Here is a 19,537-nt window from a genome sequence, read left to right as displayed (position 1 = left end):
AAGTCACATTTAATGGATTCATAGAGATAAAAAAATATTATAAAAAAAAATTGCTTCGCAGACTTTTCTGTCTGCGAAGCAAATGTAATCTTACAAATTTGTATTCCTTTATTTATACATTACTTTTTTAACAGCGTTAACAACATCAGTACTATTCGGTAACCATTGTTCTAATAACACCGGTGAATATGGGGCTGGCGTATCGGCCGTATTAATTTTTTCTATTGGAGCGTCTAAATAATCAAAAGCATGAGATTGAACATGAAATGTAATTTCTGTTGCTACATTTCCAAAAGGCCAAGCTTCTTCTAGAATTACCAATCTATTTGTTTTCTTAACGGACTTCAATACAGCTTCGTAATCTAAAGGTTTTACTGTACGCAAATCTATTATCTCACAACTAACTCCCTCTTTCTCGAGTTCATCAGCAGCTTTATAAGCTTCTTTAATAATTTTTCCAAAAGAAACGATTGTTACATCAGAACCTTCTCTTTTAATATCTGCAACACCTAATGGAATTGTAAAATCACCTTCAGGCACTTCACCTTTATCTCCATACATCTGTTCGGACTCCATAAAAATTACTGGGTCATTATCTCGTATAGAAGATTTCAACAATCCTTTAGCATCAGCAGGGTTTGAAGGTACCACTACTTTTAATCCAGGACAATTAGCATACCAGCTTTCGAAAGCCTGCGAGTGGGTTGCTGCCAATTGACCTGCTGAACCAGTAGGCCCTCTAAAGACAATAGGACACGGAAATTGACCACCTGACATTTGTCGAATCTTTGCAGCATTATTTATTATCTGGTCTATACCAACCAATGCAAAGTTAAACGTCATAAATTCAATAATTGGACGATTACCTGTCATTGTGGATCCAACCCCAATACCTGCAAAACCAAGCTCTGAAATAGGTGTATCTAGTACACGGTCTGGACCGAACTCATCTAACATGCCTTTTGAGGCCTTATAAGCACCATTGTATTCGGCTACTTCTTCACCCATTAAATAAACGGTTTCATCTTGGCGCATCTCCTCAGTCATTGCCTCAGCGATAGCTTGTCTAAATTGTAGTGTCTTCATATAATTATAATATCAGAATTGCAATTTTTGCAAAGCGGTAACAAAAATAATAAAATAAGACACAGAAATTCACTGAATTAAATCAAAATTATTAGTTAATTTTATTATGCATGCATAGTATTTTCGAATTTTAATACTTATCTTAGCCTTTAAAATTAGATGATATATACTTAACAAATACCTATGAAAATATTAGTCTGCATTAGCAATGTACCTGATACCACCGCTAAAATCAACTTTACAGATGGTGATACCAAGTTTGACACAAATGGAGTACAATTTGTAATTAATCCGAATGATGAATTCGGTCTTACACGAGCCATGTGGTTTAAGGAAAAACAACAAGCCACTGTACACGTAGCAACAGTTGGTGACGCATCGGTTGAACCTACAATGAGAAAAGCATTAGCCATTGGTGCCGATGAAGCTATTCGTATTAATGCCAACCCTTCAGATGGCTTTTTTGTAGCTAGTCAATTAGCAGAAGTGGTTAAGCAAGGTGGTTACGATTTAGTAATAGGTGGAAGAGAATCTATAGATTATAATGGAGGTATGGTTCCGGGCATTTTGTCAAGTCTTTTAGACATGAACTTCGTAAATGCATGTATTAGTCTAGAAATAGAAGGAACTAATGCCACTGCAATTCGTGAAATAGATGGTGGTAAAGAAACACTAAGTACTACACTACCTTTAGTAATAGGGGGACAAAAAGGTTTAGTAGCTGAAAGTGATTTACGCATTCCTAATATGCGTGGTATTATGATGGCTCGTAAAAAAACTTTATCTGTTGTTGAACCTACTGAAACAAGTATGGCCACTGAAGATACTAAGTTTGAAAAGCCTGCTGCAAAAGGAGCTGTGAAATTAGTAGATAATGTTGATGAATTAGTCAACTTACTACATAATGAAGCTAAGGTTATTTAACAAAAAGAATTAATTAATACCAATTACTACAATTTGAGTAGTATTTGGAATCAAAAATTTGAAACCCAAAAATTTATGTCAGTATTAGTATATACAGAATCGGAAAACGGAGCTTTTAAAAAGAGTGCTTTTGAAGTTGCTTCATATGCAAGTTCAGTTGCTTCTCAAATGGGAACTACAGCTACTGCTGTGTGCTTTAATTGTTCTGAATCAGAAACTTTAGGAACATATGGTATCACTAAAGTTTTAAATATTGAAGATGAAAAATTAAAAACTTTTAGCGCAAAAGCTTATGCACATTCACTTTTAGAGGCCACTAAAGCAGAAAGTTCTATAATAATAATTGTAAGCTCAAGTACAGATTCAAAATTCTTAGCACCAATATTAGCTGCTCAGTTAAAGGCTGGTTATGTTCCTAATGTAGTAGCTGCACCAGAAAGCACAAGTCCATTTACAGTAAAAAGAACAGCTTTTAGTAATAAAGGTTTCGCCGAAACACAAATAAACACAGAAGTTAAAATTATTGGTGTTTCAAACAATGCATTTGGAGCCTATGAAAATAATACCACTGCAACCATTGAAAACTTCGCTCCAACTTTAGCGGATTCAGATTTTAATGTAAAATCCATTGACATTGATAAAGCTGTAGGTAAAGTTACTATTGCAGATGCAGATATCGTTGTTTCCGGCGGAAGAGGGTTAAAAGGTCCTGAAAATTGGGGTATGATAGAAGAATTAGCAGAAGTTTTAGGTGCTGCGACTGCTTGTTCTAAACCCGTTTCAGATATGGGTTGGCGTCCACATGGCGAACATGTAGGCCAAACAGGCAAGCCTGTAGCAAGTAATTTATATATAGCAATAGGTATATCGGGCGCTATACAACATCTTGCTGGGGTTAGTGCATCTAAAGTAAAAGTTGTTATAAATACAGATGAAGAAGCTCCGTTTTTTAAAGCAGCGGATTATGGTATTGTTGGCGACGCATTTGAAGTAGTTCCACAACTAGTTCAAAAATTAAAAGAATTTAAGGCTCAAAACGCCTAATTTTTGTTAATTTGCGCCCTATAAAGGCCTGTTTAAATAGTTGGTACGCCTTATATTTAAACGGCCTTTTTCATTTTTAAATAGAATATGAGTTTAGTTCGGTTAAAAATTAAGGGAATTTCGTATAGTCAAACCCAAAATGGCGCCTATGCCCTAATTTTAAATGAGGTTGATGGTGATCGCAAATTACCTATAGTAATAGGTGCTTTTGAAGCGCAATCAATTGCGATTGCACTTGAGAAAGAAATTAAACCACCAAGACCGCTTACTCACGATTTATTCAAAAATTTCTCTGATCGATTTGATATTGTTGTTAAACAGGTTATCATACACAAATTGGTTGATGGTGTGTTTTACTCTAGTATAATTTGCGAGCGAGAGAAAATTGAAGAAATCATTGATGCTCGTACAAGCGATGCAATAGCCTTAGCACTTCGGTTCGACGCCCCTATATTTACCTACAAAACAATTCTAGACAAAGCTGGAATCTATCTCAAATTCTCATCTAAGGACAAAGAAAATGAAGATGAAGATGACAGTATTGTTGTAGATGAAATTTTACAAGAAAGCGAAACAGTTGAAATTGATACTGCAGCCGCAACTAGTGGGTATTCTGAATTGACCATTGATGATTTAAACAAAGAGTTAGACAAAGCTGTAGCCAATGAAGATTATGAAAAGGCTGCAAAATTGCGTGACGAAATCTCAAAAAGAAATTAACTGACACAAAAGCATTTTATGAAACCGAGCTACTGGTTTTTACTTATTGCTTTGTTTGTTGCATTACCTGTAATCTCTCAAGACACACCAATTCCTGACAATGTTATAACTGTAGTTGAATCTACTACATTAAACGATGTAGCAAGCGCAACTCTTATTCCAAACGAAGGATTTACTATTAATAGTCTTTGGCGAGGGATGTTAGGAATGGCGGTTTTAATTCTAATATCATTTTTATTCAGTGCGAATAGAAAAGCGATAAATTGGAAGACTGTAGGCATTGGTCTAAGTATACAATTACTTATCGCAGTAGGGGTATTAAAGGTTCCGTTAATAAAAATAATTTTTGAAAAAATCGGTAAAATTTTTGTTAGTATTTTAGAATTTACCAAGGCTGGTAGTCAATTTTTATTTGAGGGCTTAGTAGCCGACATGAACACTTTCGGTTATATTTTTGCTTTTCAAGTTTTACCCACCATAATATTCTTTTCAGCTTTAACCTCGGTTTTATTCTATTTAGGTGTAATACAAAAAGTAGTAAAAGCACTTGCTTGGTTATTATCAAAGGCACTTGGCATTTCTGGAGCAGAAAGTTTAAGCATTGCAGGCAATATTTTTCTAGGTCAGACTGAAGCACCTTTATTAATTAAACCCTACTTAGAGAAAATGAACAAGTCAGAAATGCTACTTGTTATGATTGGTGGAATGGCCACTGTGGCCGGAGCAGTTCTTGCCGCCTATATTGGATTCTTAGGTGGTGATGATCCAGTACTTCGTTTGCAATTCGCTAAGCATTTATTGGCAGCCTCGGTAATGGCGGCTCCAGGAGCAATTGTAGTTTCAAAAATTTTATACCCTCAAACTGAGGTAGTCAATACTGATGTAAAAGTATCTTCAGAAAAAATTGGCACTAACTTTTTAGATGCCATTGCTAACGGTACAACCGAAGGATTAAAATTAGCAGTTAATGTTGGTGCAATGCTTTTAGTATTCGTTGCCTTTATTGCTATGTTCAATGGTATTTTTGACTGGATTGGTGAATGGACAACAATAAACTCCTGGATTGCCGAAAATAGCATGTATAATAAGCTCTCCTTAGAAGCAATTCTGGGTACAGTTTTTGCCCCTTTAATGTGGCTAGTAGGTGTTGCCGATGAGGATATTATGTTAATGGGACAACTGTTAGGCATTAAGTTAGCCGCCAGTGAGTTTATTGGATACATACAATTATCTGAATTGAAAAATATGGCGAGTGCTACTCATTTTACATATAATAAGTCTGTAATTATGGCAACATATATGCTTTGCGGATTTGCCAATTTTGCATCCATAGGAATACAAATTGGAGGTATTGGGTCTTTAGCACCTGGCCAACGAAAAACACTTTCAGAGTTCGGTATGCGAGCTGTATTAGGCGGTTCTATTGCTTCATTACTTTCTGCAACTATCGCCGGTATGATTCTTGGTTAAATGCACCAAGCCATTATTTGAAATTTTCTTTGCTTCGTTAATAATTATTGATAACTGAAAATTATTTCCGCTGAATTAAGAATCATCTTTGTTTATTTTTGTTGAAATAAACTCGCCCAACATAGAGTTCCCTATGGGGTACTTAGGGCCTCCACCTATGAAGCAATATCACGATTTACTCAAGCACGTACTAGAAACTGGTAATCAAAAAGGTGACCGCACCGGCACTGGAACAAAAAGTGTTTTCGGTTATCAAATGCGATTTAACCTTAGCGAGGGGTTTCCGATGGTAACCACCAAAAAATTACATTTAAAATCCATTGTCTATGAATTGCTTTGGTTTTTAAAAGGTGATACAAATATTAAATATCTTCAAGAAAACGGGGTACGCATCTGGAATGAGTGGGCTGATGAAAACGGTGATTTAGGTCCTGTTTATGGTCATCAATGGCGTAATTGGAATAATGATGAAATCGACCAAATTAAAGAAGTAATTCAGTCTTTAAAAAACAACCCAAATAGTAGAAGAATGCTAGTTTCGGCATGGAACCCAAGTGTTTTACCTGATACTACAAAATCGTTTTCAGAAAATGTAGCCAATGGTAAAGCAGCATTACCACCTTGTCATGCATTTTTTCAATTTTATGTTGCAGATGGAAAATTATCTTGTCAGTTGTACCAAAGAAGTGCTGATATTTTTTTAGGAGTACCATTTAATATTGCTTCTTATGCTTTATTTACGCTGATGATGGCACAAGTTTGTGGATATGAGGCTGGAGATTTTATTCACACATTTGGTGATGCACACATTTACGACAATCATAGAGATCAGGTAGAGCTCCAACTAAGTAGAGATTGCAGACCACTACCTAAAATGATACTAAACCCAGATGTAAAAGACATTTTCGATTTTAAATTTGAAGACTTTACACTTATAGATTACAATCCGCATGCACACATCAAAGGAGCTGTAGCAGTATAAAACAAAAAAGCCGAATGTCTGAAACAATTCGGCTTTCAATTTTTTCTCTTAATGCTTTACACAACTAAAACAGCATTTTCACTACCTGCAAAATCGTTCCATTGATAACGATCAGCTTCACTTTCGTTCACGTAGTTTCCGTCGATTATATACTTAAATTCATAAGTACTCTCTTTTGGCAATTCAAAAGTTCCTTTAAAACTACCATTTTTTAATTTTTTCAAAGCGCTAGCTTTGTTTGCTTTCCAATTGTTGAAATCACCAACAACTGCAACTTTTTTAGCTTCTTCCGCTGGCACTGTAAAAGTTACCTTGCAAACGTCTTTTGTTTTTAAATATTTTTTTGCAACAGACATAATAACTGATTTTAAAATTCGCCGCAAAACTACTACACTATAATATTCAAAAACAATCTAACATGTATTTTTATCATTTTAATAAAATATGAATACCAAATAAATTACAATAGCATTTTAGAGCACTAATAAATATCAGAAACAAAAAGTTAAATCTCTGTTTTCAAGATTTTTATTATACTATCTACATCATTAATAGTGTTATAAATATGAAAACTGATTCGAATTCCGTTACCTCGCTGTGAACAAATTATATTATTATCTTCTAACTTTTTAAATAGATTAGCATCACCCACTATATTAAAAATAGTACTATGATTTTTTCGTTTTAGAACAACATTACTTAAAACGCCAATTGCCGCTAATTCTTCTTTAGCATAATTCGACAATTCGTGAAGTTGTTTTTCAATAACATCCTTGCCTATTTTTTCAAAAAATTCCAAGGACATTTTTAAACTACCAAAATTGAGTGTATCCAAATGTCCTGGTTCAAAACATTTTGTAAAATGTAGCGTATTTTTTTTTGACGGTTCAGCGTTTGCAGAATTAAAACCGATAGTTTTTACTGCTATTCGATCCTCTACTTCGCTTTTAAAAAGCATAAATCCGTTTCCATAACCACTCAACAGCCATTTATAACTACTTGCACCAAGCACATCTATTCCAGAGTTTTTAAAATCAAATACATCGGTACCACAAAACTGTGTGCCATCCGCAATTATCAATAAACCAGGAAACTCTTCCTTCAATTTCTTTAAGAAATCAAGATCAATTTTTATCCCATCTAACCATTGAACAATACTAATCGCCAACACTGTTATTTTTTCATTGAGTACTTTTTGTCTTATATTTTCCTCAAGGTTTTCATTTAGCTTTGCAAAAGTGATAGAAAAACCTCTGCGCTCAAATGGCCAAGCAACTGATGGATAATCACCATCTAGCAAAAGTACTTTTTCTTGTTTATCCAATCCTTCCAATAAAATATTCATTCCAATAGAGAAGTTCTGAATTAGCGCTACATTTTCAGAAGTACAATTAAAAAAACGAGCTACTGTTTCTCGTGTTTCATTCAAAATTTCTCGGGTACTATCTCGCATAATGCTTCCACCATGTAATAATCCTTGATCATGCTCACTTCGCCATTGCATCAATTTATGATATGGCAAACCTGATGATGCCGTATTCGCATAAATATATTTTTGAAAAACGGGAAATTCGTTTCGTATATGTTCCATTTTAATAAATTTAAAAGACCATTCTAGATAGCCACAACTAAATCTTATCTTTGTTATAAAGATAACCATTTGGTATGTTCTCAAAGAGCAATAAAAAGACGGAACTTGATTTAGAACAACATGAATTGCTAGAATCTGCGCAATTCCGCATTAAGCAAAAGAAAAGACTCTATACGCATTTTGTGGTATTTTTAATTGGTAGTGTTTTTTTAATCTTATTAAATAAAATACTAAAGTATGGAGCTGAGTATGATTGGTTTATTTGGGCAATTACGTTTTGGGCTTTTTTATTTGTAATACACGCATTCAATGTTTTTGTTACACAACAATTTATGGGGAAAGATTGGGAAAGAAAACAACGTGAAAAATTGGTAGCAAAACAAAAGGCAAGAATCGCGGAACTACAAAAAGAAATCGAAACCGATTTTCCATTATCACAAATCAATAAAAAAAAAGAGCTATGAATACCCTTTGTATGATAGCTGCAGCTGCTGAGGATAATGCATTAGGTAAGGACAACGATTTACTATGGCATTTACCAGACGATTTTAAACGGTTTAAAACGCTAACTACGGGGCATTCTATTATTATGGGCCGTAAAACATACGAGAGTTTTCCAAAACCTTTACCCAATCGACGACACATTATTATTACACGAGATACTGCATACCAAATCAATCATGAACATTGTATCGTAGTAAACTCCTTGCTTGAGGCATTAGAATTATGCAAGAACGAATTGTTAAGTTATATCATTGGAGGAGGAGAAATTTATGCGCAGGCTGAAAAATTCTCAAATAAAATAGAATTAACTCGCGTACATGGCACTTTTGAAAACGCTGATACTTTTTTTCCAACAATTGATTTTAAGAAATGGGAGTTAGTTTTTGAGGAATATCACCCAGTTGATGAACGTCATAAATATGCATTTACCTATTTAACATACCTAAGAAAAACATCAGCTAAATCTGTTTAAAAATCTAAAAAGGAAACCGTAGTACTTTTATCATCAACAAAACTACTTAGAACAGCAATTTCAGCATTAGTATAAAATTCTAAATTAGACTTTCCCATTGACAAATTAAGTAATTTATGCTGCTCTAAAACAGCTTTCGTTTGCAAGGCTACTGCTTCACCTGAATCAATAATTTTTACATTATCAGGAAGCATTTCTTTTAATATTGGAATTAAATAAGGGTAATGCGTGCAACCCAAAACTAAATAATCGATACCAGCAGCTATCATCGGGTCTAAATATTCTTCTAAAAGCTTTTTAGTTTCTAAGCTCAGTACTTTACCTGTTTCTATTAAATTTACAAGTCCGGTTCCTTCTCGCTCAACAACTTTTATTCCACTAGCATGGTTTTCCGAAGTACTATGAAAGAGACTGCTAGATAATGTACCCTTAGTAGCTAAAATACCAACAGTCTTAGATTTAGACTTAAGTGCTGCTGGCTTAATTGCTGGTTCTATTCCTATAAATGGAACCTTATAATTGGCACGTAAGTAATCAATGGCATTAGTGGTAGCAGTATTACAAGCAACAACAATAATTTTACAATTTCTACTTAACAAGATTTCAGTATTCTTAATACTTAATTCAAGAATATCCTTTTCAGACTTTTCACCGTACGGCGCATTTAAACTATCTGCTAAGTAAATTGTATTCTCATTTGGCATTAGCTCATGAATTTCCTTCCATATAGAGGTACCCCCTACTCCAGAATCGAACATACCAATGGGTTGCTTATTCATAAAAAATATTTAATCTAAAACCTCAATAATCGGTTCTCCAGTTCCACCACTAGGAAAAGCTACACCTAACAAAGCTGCCATTGTTGCAGCGATATCAGGAATTTCGGTTCGAGCAACAGTACTACCGTTTTTAATTCCTTTCCCAAAGAATAATAGTGGTGTATGGGTATCATAAATATGTGGCGAACCATGTGATGAACCTGTACTAGAATACGTCATCGTATTGGTATTGAAAATATACATTATATCTCCTGAACGCTTTTCATTGTATCCATTTTGTACAACATGAGGTAAACCACGTGTATAATCATTTTGCCACATTTGGTACCCCGTATAAACATTGCTTATTGCATTATAACCTCTAATTTCGTCCGCCAAATTTTCTTGAACATCTTTAATCTTTATGTCCAAATTTTTAATAATATCATGGTCTAAAAATATCTGATTATTCGAAATATCTTTAATTAAATCCGTTGTACCATACGTAAACTTTACATATTCGTTCAACTTCTCTTTCATCCCCTTACTATCAAAAATTGAGGTAAGCACTTTTTTATCTTTTAAATAAGCAGGCACGGGGTTTGCACCATGATCAGCAGTTAAAAACACTGTATATTCTCCTTCTCCTATCTTCTTATCAAGGGTACTAAAAAATCTTGATAAATCTTTATCTAATCGTATGTAAGTATCTTGAACTTCCTTGGAATCTACCCCAAATTTATGTCCCGCGTAATCAGTGCTTGAGAAACTCACTGCTAAGAAGTCCGGTATATCATCAGCTCCTAAATTTTCACCATCAACCGCAGCTATTGCAAAATCTGTAGTCAAACTGTTTCCATAAGCTGAACTTTTCAATATATCATAGCCGCCATTTGCTTCCCATAATTTAGGAAAATCATGTGGAAAAGTTGGAGTTGTCTCACCTTTATATAAACCTTCATATGCATTATTATCCATAACACTTTCAACATAAGTGTTTATTGGTTTAGCCGTTACCCATGGTTTTTTATATTTTGCAACGGATTTAGCATTATTAAAATCCGTGACCCATTTCGGTAATTCATTCATATAATAACTACTAGTAATCCAATTTCCGGCCGTATTCCCTTCAAACCAATATGCGCCGTTAGCGGTATGTCCACCTGGTAAAACTGCACCTCTATCTTTAATAGCTATTGCAATAGTTTTCCCGCGCATTTGCGTATGTAATCTTAATTGATCTGTTATTGTAGTTGTCAACATTCGATGTGGTGACATTTTACCAGCATCAGAAGTAGAACCTACAGAACTATAACTATCATCACCGGCGCAGTACACAGATTCTCCTGAAATTTTATCATACCAATCATTACTTATAATACCATGTGTAGCGGGTGTAGTACCTGTATATACGGAAGCATGACCAGGACCTGTGTTCGTTGGAGCATAATTATAGTGATTGTTTTTACAGTTAAAACCATCATTAATCATGCGTTTAAATCCATCATCCTGATAATGGTTCCAAAATCGTGTTAAATAATCATACCTCATTTGATCCACAACTATTCCAACAACTAATTTTGGAGTAGTTTTAGTTGCTATCTCAGGTATAACTTCATTATTTTTTTTAGATTTTCTTTGCGCATTTGCAGGGTTTGCACCAATTACTACTATAAAAATAAGAATGAACGACTTTAATAATTTAGAATACATATTATGAAATTTGATTCAGTAAAAGTACAGAATTCTAGGCGCAAAATGATGTAGATATCTTTCATAAAGTTATGGAAAATTTGCCCTTATTTGGTACTTCCGCTATGCATAAGAATATTATACTAATACAACATCCTGATTCAATATAAAAATCCTAAATTTTAAGGTAACCATTTTATTTTCGGATCAAATTAATTACCTGATTACAGATAAAAGATGAGATAATAAATAATAGATAACAAGGATATCGAATTAATATGTAGGAAATTTTACGATGTTTCAAAGCCTTCTGATATATTATATTCTTATTTTTACAAGCTGAAGTCTATAAGCAATCCATGAACTATTTTGAATCAATTGGCAGCTATGCCATTATGATACGGGAGGTTTTTAAAAAACCTACCAAATGGAAAATCATGAAAACGTTGATTTTGAAAGAAATTGACGAGCTCATGTTTGGTTCCTTAGGTATCATTATATTCATCTCTTTCTTTATTGGCGGGGTTGTAGCTATTCAAACTGCATTAAACCTAACTAATCCTTTACTTCCTGGATATTTAATTGGATTTGCAACTAGGCAGTCTATTATATTAGAGTTTGCTCCAACTTTTTGTTCCATAATTATGGCTGGAAAAGTAGGTTCTTATATTACTTCTAGTATTGGAACTATGCGTGTAACGGAACAAATAGATGCCCTTGAAGTTATGGGTGTAAATGCATTAAACTATTTAGTTTTTCCAAAAATAATTGCTTTATTATTATATCCCTTTGTAATTGCCATAGCCATGTATGTTGGTATTTTTGGGGGCTGGCTGGCAGGAGTATCAGGAGGGCACAGTACTAGTGCCGATTTTATTGAAGGAATACAATTAGATTTTATTCCATTTCATGTAACCTATGCTTTTATTAAAACATTGGTATTTGCTTTTATATTAGCAACCATACCGTCGTACCATGGTTTTTATATGAAAGGTGGTGCTTTAGAAGTAGGAAAAGCAAGCACAACTTCTTTTGTTTGGACTAGTGTAGCCATTATCTTTCTTAATTTAATATTAACCCAATTGTTTCTCGGATAATGATACATGTAGACAACATTCATAAATCTTTCGGTGACACAAAAGTATTAAAAGGCGTTACTGCCACCTTTGAAACAGGGAAAACAAATTTAGTTATTGGGCAAAGTGGTTCAGGTAAAACAGTGTTTTTAAAGTGCCTATTAGGTCTATTTACTCCAGAAGAAGGAAATATAAGTTACGATGGCAAAATATATGATGACCTTTCCATTAGCGAACAACGAAATTTACGTCAGGAAATGGGAATGGTTTTTCAAGGTAGCGCCTTATTTGACTCCATGACTGTTGAAGGTAATGTGAAATTTCCTTTAGAAATGTTTACATCACAATCAGCTTCTGAAATGCAAGATCGTGCAGATTTTGTTCTTAAACGTGTAAATCTAATTGATGCACATAAAAAATTTCCCTCCGAAATATCAGGTGGTATGCAAAAAAGAGTAGCTATTGCCAGAGCAATAGTTATGAATCCAAAATATTTATTTTGTGATGAACCAAATTCTGGTTTAGATCCAAAAACAGCCATTATTATAGACAATCTCATAAAAGAGATTACAGAGGAATATGATATCACGACCGTAATAAATACGCATGATATGAATTCGGTAATGGAAATTGGTGAAAAAATTCTTTTTCTAAAAAATGGGCTAAAAGAATGGGAAGGCACCAATAAAGAAATATTCAAAACCGATAATGAAGCAGTAACCGACTTTGTATATTCATCTGAACTTTTTAAGAAAGTACGGCAAATGTATATTGAGGAAAGGAATTAGATTTTAGTAAAAGCCATCACTTATTCAGTAACTTCCTTAAGTTGAATTTTATCGTTTTTCAATCGAAGTTTCAACCAATCTGTAAGTTTTTTAGCATCTTTTTCCGTGACATCCTTTTTAGCATCTTTGTTCCATTTAACTTCAAAAACAGGAATCGTATCAATTTTAGTAAAGTCTGTTACTATTGTGGGTGCGTAACTAAGTGAGCTTAAGTTATCGTAATTAGTGCGAGCTTCAGAGCTTATATCTGCAAAAGGTATTTGCATACTAGACGCTTTTTTCAAACGAATTACTTCTGTTTCTAATAACTGAATTTTATCATCTCTACTCGATAACTGGTCTTTTTGTGACTCGTACAATTCACTTACGTATTTAAGCTGATTCGCATCATCGCCTTGTGAACCCTGAATTACTTTTAATTCTACATTTTCTAAATGACTATACGATTTCATTTTAGCTTCCCAAGTGGCTAGTACACTCTCAGGCACTCCTTCATTACCCATAAAAATAAGTTCTATGGTCGATGCAATATTTCTTTTAAAAAGTAAGTCAGTTCCCGATAAATCTTCACTATTATATTGCAAAACAGACAAATCATTTAAAAACCGACCATCTTTGGTAAATTGATACGGCAATACATTTTCAATAATAAACTTATTTGCTTCACTTTTAAATTCAAACTCTTTAAAAACACCCCAAAAAATTAATCCTGCAGGTATCATTACCGCCAAAGCAGTAAGAGAAACTAGTCGGGCAATTAAACGCCTTCTTTTAGAGTTTGCATAGCGAACCATTGGAAAACGCAAAAGCTTCAACACCAAAAAAGTGGCTAAAGCAATAAAAATGGTGTTTATTCCAAAAAGTAGAAGAGCTCCTCCGGCATAGCTAAAATTTCCAATAGCCAAACCAAAACCTACTGTACATAAAGGTGGCATTAAAGCGGTCGCAATTGCAACACCAAAAATTACACTGGCTACAGTACCTTTTTTTGCTCTGGCGATTACTAATGCTAACCCACCAAAAAAGGCAATTAAAACATCTCGAATATCAGGTTTTGTTCTTGCTAAAAGCTCTGATGATTCTGCTTGAAGCGGAAAAAACAGAAAGAACAAGTACGCTGTAAGTACACTTAAGCCAACCATTACAGCTAAATTCTTCAACGATCTTCTTAAGGTATCAATATCATTTATTGCCAACGACATGCCCATACCTAATATCGGCCCCATTAGTGGCGAAATTAACATGGCACCAATAACAACAGCAGTAGAATTTGCATTCAATCCAATTGATGCAATAAAAATTGAACAAACGAGAATCCAAGAGGTGTGGCCTTTAAAAGGAATATCTGCAATAATTGCCTCTTTTGTAGCTTCTTGATCCGTATTTGTTCGAATATCCAAAAGTTCTGAAAGAAACTTTTTAATACTTCCTAAGAGACCCTCAAAATCTTTTTTGACATCCTCTTTGCTTTTAATCGGCTCTTCCTCTACAACAATTTTTTCTTCTGGATTCAGATCTTCGCTCATACTTATACTCTAATTATGCGTATTCATCTCCGAATTTCTCTTTGACTTTCGCCACTACTTGTTTAATATCTTGTTCTTTTGACTTTGGATAAATCATTAAAACATCTTCCTTATCAATAATAATATAATCTTCAAGTCCATCCACAACAACAATTTTGTCTTTAGGTGAACGTATCATATTACCATGTGCATCTGCTGCAATTACTTTACTATTAACGATCGCATTTTCATTTTCGTCTTTATCTAACTTATCATAAAGAGAACCCCATGTACCTAAATCATTCCAATCGAATGTAGCAGGTAGCACATATATCGATTTTGAATTTTCTAATATCGCATAATCTATTGATATATTTTCGGCCTTCGGATAATTTTCTTTTATAAAATTACTTTCATCAGCAGTATTATAAGCACTTATTCCAGATTCAAATAAAGCATATTGCCCGGGTTGAAAGTTTTTAAAAGCATTTACAATTGTTTTTACACTCCACATAAAAATACCAGCATTCCATAAGAAATTACCTTGTGCTAAAAATTCCTTTGCTGTTTCGTAATCTGGTTTTTCTCTAAACTGATTGACCTTTTTTATCGCAGTAGTACTTTTCTTATCAAATTCAATATAACCAAAACCAGTATTTGGAAATGATGGTTTAATACCTAAAGTACACAATACATCTTCCTCTTCACATTTTTTAAAACAAGTAGTAACATCTTCAGCAAATGCAGTCTCATCTTCAATCCAATGATCACTAGGCGCCACAATCATAATACCATCTGGATTCATTTTCTGAATCTTTAATGCAGCATATAATATACAAGGAGCAGTATTCCGCATCGCCGGCTCAAGCACCACTTGTTCTTGAGTAACTTGCGGTAATTGCTGTAATACTAAATCATTATACCGCTCATTAGTTAAGATTAATATATTCTCGGTAGGAACAAATTTATTTAATCGCTTAAAGGTTTTTTGAATTAACGAATCTCCTGTCCCCAACATATCGTGGAACTGTTTCGGGTTTTCAGTTGTACTCATCGGCCAAAATCGAGATCCGACTCCTCCTGCCATTAATACTGCGTAATAATTCTTGTTCATGTTGTTTGTTTTATAATAGGAATTTAACCTTGCGTTTATCCCCTATTTTAAGTTTTTATCAATTCTACTTCAGCATTGGGTTGAAACAAATACATATTTCCAGTTGCTACCTCTACACATTCGTAGCGTTTTACGCGTTTATTACCCTTTTTGAAGATTTTACCATTGTATAGTCGAAATACGCTACCTTTTGGTATTTCAAAAACGTAAGAATTTTCTGATTGTTGCGTATCAAATTGTTTTAATGCTATTATAAGTCGTGCATCGGTACTGCTACTAGCCTTCGGGTTTCGAAAATGCCGAGCTAAAAGCGGCAATAATTGAGGAGGAAAAACCTCCGGACGTATAAAAGGCAACATCAAATGTTGAAAGGTACGTTTCCATTCTAATCCATGTGGTTTAATGGCGCGACCGTACTTTTCAAATGCTATTAAATGAGCAATTTCATGAATTAAGGTTATTAAAAAGCGGTATTTATTAAGTGAAGCGTTTACTGTGATTTTATGTTTACCATTCGCTAACTTTTGATAATCACCATGTCTGGTTACACGATCGTTAACAATTTTCAAGTGCACACCAGAATACTGAATCAATTCGAGGCAAGGTGACACAGCACTTTCAGGCAAATATTTGTTTAGGATGTCATCCATTCTAACAAAAATACATATTTGATTTAGCAGATTTACAATTTTAAGAAAATCTAACATTAAAAAAATGCTATCCTAAAACTATGCTAATCAAAAGGTACCTCCTCTAAAAAAACCCTATTTTTGAGCAAAATTTTTGCATTGAATAAAGCTATTTCATTCCTACTTATACTGTGTACAACGGTGCAATTACTTGCTCAGGAAGCAGCGAAAGAGCCTGCTCAAATTAACATCGTACATGGTGCAAACTTTACGAAGGATGAAGCTAAATTTCCGGATGCCGCCATTTTTCAGAAAGACGAACTACAAGTCCAATTTGAGCACGAAGGTGCAGATATGTGGTGTGATATAGCTATTTACTACATTAAAGAAAATAAAATAAAGGCTATTGGAAATGTACGTGTTCAACAAGGCGACTCTGTATTAATGACCAGTGGTAAGGTAGATTATGACGGCAATCTTAAAATGGCTAAGGCATGGGATAATGTACTTTTAAAAAGTGAAACCAATGAAAATGGTAACATGACATTGCAAACCGACACCCTTTATTTTGATCGTGAAAAACAAGAATCCTATTACGATAGCTTTGGAACAGTAATAGATTCTGCCAATACGCTTACTAGCGAAATTGGTAAGTATTATTTAGAAACCAAAAAATATCAATTCTTAGATAGTGTACATATAGATAATGCCAAATACATATTAGATTCGGAGCAGTTAGATTATTACACCACTTCAAAAAACGCTTACATGTATGGTCCATCAACAATTACCGGTGCCGATTACAAGATGTATTGCGAAAGAGGCTTTTACGATACCAAAATTGAAAATGGTTATGGTATTAAAAACACCACTATTCATTATAACAATAGAATTATGGAGGGGGATAGTGTCTATTTTGACAGAGCCTCGGAATTCGCTTCAGCAACCAACAATATAACCGTTTTAGATACTATTAATAAAGGGATTATTAAAGCACATTACGCCGAGGTATTTAAAGCAAAGGACTCGGTTTTTGCAACAAAGCGTGCTGTTTCAATAGGGTTAATGGAGAACGATTCCATTTTTATTCATGGTGATACTCTTATGGCTACGGGCAAACCTAACAAAAGAGTGTTACGTGCCTTTAGAAATGCGAAAATTTTTAAAACAGATATGAGTGGCAAATGTGATTCCATACATTCCGAACAATACAACGGCTTAACACAATTAATAAAAAATCCGGTAGTATGGAATGGCGAAAACCAAATGACTGGGGATAGCATTCATATTATATCAGATTTAAAAACAGAAAAGTTAGATTCTTTAAAAGTAATTGACAATGCCTTTTTAGTATCTCAAGATAGTATAGGCAAAGTAGGTTTTAATCAGGCTAAAGGAGTAAACTTATATGGCAAGTTTATAGAAAATGAAATGAAGATTATAGATTTAGTAAAGAATACCGAGGTTATTTACTACATGTATAATGATGACAACGAACTAATCGGCATCGACAAAACAATTTGCAGTAAAATTCATATTACACTAGCAAATAATGATGTTGAAGATTTAACTTTTATTACAGATCCTAATGGCGATATTTTCCCAGAGAAAGATCTTCCTGAAAATAGTCGATTATTAAAAGGTTTTATTTGGAGAGCCGACGAACGTCTTTTAACCAAAGATGAAATTTTTGATGAAGATGATAATAATATAGAACTAGTTACCATAAACGGAATTGAAAATCCTATTGATATTGATGCTGAAGAAGAGGCACGCTCAAAAAATGCTGGTGATCCAATAAATAATATCCCAATACCACCTTCAAAAGTTGCAGATCCAAAAGAAAAATCAGCAACGGAAAAGCAAAAAGAAACGAACCTACCAGCGGAAAAATCCGATACGCAATAGGGACATTTATTTCTTAAGAATAGTTGTAAATAAAATGCTGTATCTAGCTTCAAGTAATATTATATGAAAGAGGACTTTCTAACATATCAAACCCAAACAAGTTCACACCCACTTGGTTTAGAAATAGTACGCGCTTCGGGTAGTTACGTATATGATGCCTCCAACAAAGCATATTTAGATTTTGTAGCTGGTGTTTCAGCCTGCACATTAGGGCACTGTCATCCTAAGATAGTAAGCGCAGTTCAAAAACAAGCAGAGCAATATATGCATGTTATGGTTTATGGTGAGTTCGCACTGTCCCCAGCTGTACAATTTTGCAAACTATTATCTGAACAATTGCCCGACAACTTGGACACCACTTATTTGGTAAATTCAGGCACGGAAGCTATCGAGGGGGCAATAAAATTGGCAAGACGTTTTACAGGTAGAAGCGAATTAATTTCCGCAAAAAACAGCTATCATGGTAATACCATGGGTAGTTTAAGTCTTTTAGGGCTTGAAGAACGTAAAAGCCCTTTTCGGCCATTACTCCCAGATGTAAGCTTTATCCAATTTAATAATGAAGATGATTTATTAAAAATAACAACGAAGACTGCAGCTGTAGTATTAGAAACTATACAAGGTGGAGCGGGCTTTATCCTTCCTAAAAATGAATATTTAGAAAAAGTACGGGCGCGTTGTAATCAAATGGGAGCTTTATTAATTCTAGATGAAATTCAACCTGGTTTTGGAAGAACTGGAAAACTATTCGCTTTTCAACACTACAATTGTGTGCCAGATATATTGGTAATTGGTAAAGGTATGGCTTCTGGCCTGCCAGTTGGTGCGTTTACAGCATCTAAAAATATGATGACTAGTTTGCAAGACAATCCAAAATTGGGTCACATAACGACCTTTGGAGGCAACCCGGTTATAGCCGCAGCTAGCCTAGCTACATTACAAGAAGTAACGCAAAGCAATTTAATATCAGAAACCCTTGTCAAAGAAAAATTATTTCGAAAATTATTACAACATCAAAAAATAAAGGAAATACGAGGCAGTGGGTTAATGTTAGCACTAATAGTAGAAGATGTGGAAACAGCGAATAAAATAATTCTAAAAAGCTTGCAAGAAGGACTTCTTTTATTTTGGTTATTATTTGAGTCTCGTGCAGTTCGCATATCACCGCCATTAACCATATCTATTGAAGAAATAGAGAAAGGCTGCGCTATTATTTTAGAAATATTAAATGACCTTTAATATGGATGTTAACTAATTTGTTGATAATATCGTCC

General features: G+C 34.2%; 19 protein-coding genes. 11 read left to right on the top strand and 8 right to left on the bottom strand.

Annotated features, from left to right (window positions below):
- Positions 1-108 precede the first annotated feature (108 nt).
- Complete coding sequence (locus ABJF52_RS18135; protein ID WP_348153452.1) at positions 109-1,086, bottom strand: pyruvate dehydrogenase complex E1 component subunit beta; 978 nt, start codon at positions 1,084-1,086, stop codon at positions 109-111.
- Between the two features lie 183 nt (positions 1,087-1,269).
- Here ABJF52_RS18135 and ABJF52_RS18130 point away from each other — a divergent pair, with 183 nt between their 5' ends.
- The 5 genes from ABJF52_RS18130 (at position 1,270) to ABJF52_RS18110 (ending at position 6,226) form a co-directional block, all read left to right on the top strand.
- Positions 1,270-2,010, top strand: coding sequence for an electron transfer flavoprotein subunit beta/FixA family protein (locus tag ABJF52_RS18130; RefSeq protein WP_348153450.1), 741 nt, complete (start codon positions 1,270-1,272; stop codon positions 2,008-2,010).
- 75 nt (positions 2,011-2,085) lie between these two features.
- On the top strand, positions 2,086-3,054 hold the full coding sequence (locus ABJF52_RS18125) for an electron transfer flavoprotein subunit alpha/FixB family protein (RefSeq protein ID WP_348153448.1): 969 nt from the start codon (positions 2,086-2,088) through the stop codon (positions 3,052-3,054).
- Positions 3,055-3,141: 87 nt separating this feature from the next.
- On the top strand, positions 3,142-3,774 hold the full coding sequence (locus ABJF52_RS18120; protein WP_348153446.1) for a bifunctional nuclease family protein: 633 nt from the start codon (positions 3,142-3,144) through the stop codon (positions 3,772-3,774).
- 18 nt (positions 3,775-3,792) lie between these two features.
- Positions 3,793-5,244: a nucleoside transporter C-terminal domain-containing protein gene (locus ABJF52_RS18115; protein WP_348153444.1), complete on the top strand. Its 1,452-nt coding sequence runs from the start codon at positions 3,793-3,795 to the stop codon at positions 5,242-5,244.
- A 157-nt stretch (positions 5,245-5,401) separates the two neighbouring features.
- Entirely contained in the window at positions 5,402-6,226 is an 825-nt protein-coding gene (locus ABJF52_RS18110; RefSeq protein ID WP_348153480.1) for a thymidylate synthase, read from the top strand.
- 56 nt (positions 6,227-6,282) lie between these two features.
- On the opposite strand, the gene ABJF52_RS18105 is transcribed toward ABJF52_RS18110, so the two are convergent.
- Both ABJF52_RS18105 and ABJF52_RS18100 read right to left on the bottom strand, forming a co-directional pair.
- Positions 6,283-6,582: an isoamylase early set domain-containing protein gene (locus ABJF52_RS18105; RefSeq protein ID WP_348153442.1), complete on the bottom strand. Its 300-nt coding sequence runs from the start codon at positions 6,580-6,582 to the stop codon at positions 6,283-6,285.
- Between the two features lie 149 nt (positions 6,583-6,731).
- Complete coding sequence (locus ABJF52_RS18100; protein WP_348153441.1) at positions 6,732-7,817, bottom strand: aminotransferase class V-fold PLP-dependent enzyme; 1,086 nt, start codon at positions 7,815-7,817, stop codon at positions 6,732-6,734.
- A gap of 74 nt (positions 7,818-7,891) precedes the next feature.
- On the opposite strand from ABJF52_RS18100, the gene ABJF52_RS18095 reads away from it, so the two are divergent.
- Both ABJF52_RS18095 and ABJF52_RS18090 read left to right on the top strand, forming a co-directional pair.
- Positions 7,892-8,281, top strand: coding sequence for a 2TM domain-containing protein (locus tag ABJF52_RS18095; RefSeq protein WP_348153439.1), 390 nt, complete (start codon positions 7,892-7,894; stop codon positions 8,279-8,281).
- Positions 8,278-8,793, top strand: a complete 516-nt coding sequence (locus ABJF52_RS18090) for a dihydrofolate reductase (RefSeq protein ID WP_348153437.1) — start codon at positions 8,278-8,280, stop codon at positions 8,791-8,793. The genes ABJF52_RS18095 and ABJF52_RS18090 overlap by 4 nt, the downstream gene beginning before the upstream one ends.
- Here the strand turns inward: ABJF52_RS18090 and murI are convergent.
- A complete protein-coding gene (gene murI, locus ABJF52_RS18085) occupies positions 8,790-9,572 on the bottom strand; it encodes a glutamate racemase (protein WP_348153435.1) in 783 nt (260 codons plus the stop codon). The genes ABJF52_RS18090 and murI overlap by 4 nt on opposite strands.
- Before the next feature lie 9 nt (positions 9,573-9,581).
- Positions 9,582-11,264 (bottom strand): alkaline phosphatase PafA, encoded by a 1,683-nt coding sequence (pafA, locus tag ABJF52_RS18080; RefSeq protein ID WP_348153433.1) that lies wholly within the window; start codon positions 11,262-11,264, stop codon positions 9,582-9,584.
- Positions 11,265-11,602: 338 nt separating this feature from the next.
- Here pafA and ABJF52_RS18075 point away from each other — a divergent pair, with 338 nt between their 5' ends.
- The gene (locus ABJF52_RS18075; protein ID WP_153756707.1) at positions 11,603-12,340 is read left to right on the top strand and encodes an ABC transporter permease; all 738 of its coding nucleotides are present in this window, start codon (positions 11,603-11,605) and stop codon (positions 12,338-12,340) included.
- Positions 12,340-13,107 (top strand): ATP-binding cassette domain-containing protein, encoded by a 768-nt coding sequence (locus ABJF52_RS18070; RefSeq protein ID WP_348153432.1) that lies wholly within the window; start codon positions 12,340-12,342, stop codon positions 13,105-13,107. Before ABJF52_RS18075 ends, ABJF52_RS18070 begins: the two co-directional genes overlap by 1 nt.
- Positions 13,108-13,127: 20 nt before the next feature.
- Here ABJF52_RS18070 and ABJF52_RS18065 read toward each other — a convergent pair whose 3' ends face one another.
- The 3 genes from ABJF52_RS18065 to ABJF52_RS18055 are packed head-to-tail and all read right to left on the bottom strand — an operon-like array spanning position 13,128 to position 16,376.
- The gene (locus ABJF52_RS18065; protein WP_348153430.1) at positions 13,128-14,633 is read right to left on the bottom strand and encodes a DUF389 domain-containing protein; all 1,506 of its coding nucleotides are present in this window, start codon (positions 14,631-14,633) and stop codon (positions 13,128-13,130) included.
- 13 nt (positions 14,634-14,646) lie between these two features.
- Positions 14,647-15,726 (bottom strand): mannose-1-phosphate guanylyltransferase, encoded by a 1,080-nt coding sequence (locus tag ABJF52_RS18060; RefSeq protein WP_348153428.1) that lies wholly within the window; start codon positions 15,724-15,726, stop codon positions 14,647-14,649.
- 47 nt (positions 15,727-15,773) lie between these two features.
- Entirely contained in the window at positions 15,774-16,376 is a 603-nt protein-coding gene (locus ABJF52_RS18055) for a SprT-like domain-containing protein (protein WP_348153426.1), read from the bottom strand.
- Positions 16,377-16,496: 120 nt separating this feature from the next.
- On the opposite strand from ABJF52_RS18055, the gene ABJF52_RS18050 reads away from it, so the two are divergent.
- Positions 16,497-18,263 (top strand): OstA-like protein, encoded by a 1,767-nt coding sequence (locus ABJF52_RS18050; RefSeq protein WP_348153425.1) that lies wholly within the window; start codon positions 16,497-16,499, stop codon positions 18,261-18,263.
- A 63-nt stretch (positions 18,264-18,326) separates the two neighbouring features.
- A complete protein-coding gene (locus ABJF52_RS18045) occupies positions 18,327-19,502 on the top strand; it encodes an aspartate aminotransferase family protein (RefSeq protein WP_348153423.1) in 1,176 nt (391 codons plus the stop codon).
- Positions 19,503-19,537 lie beyond the last annotated feature (35 nt).

Origin of the sequence: Aurantibacter sp., from assembly GCF_039941195.1 — a bacterium.
Classification (GTDB): Bacteria; Bacteroidota; Bacteroidia; order Flavobacteriales; family Flavobacteriaceae; genus Aurantibacter_A.
The sequence above is the reverse complement of the archived record's forward strand: the minus strand, read 5'-3'. Positions and strand labels throughout refer to the sequence as shown.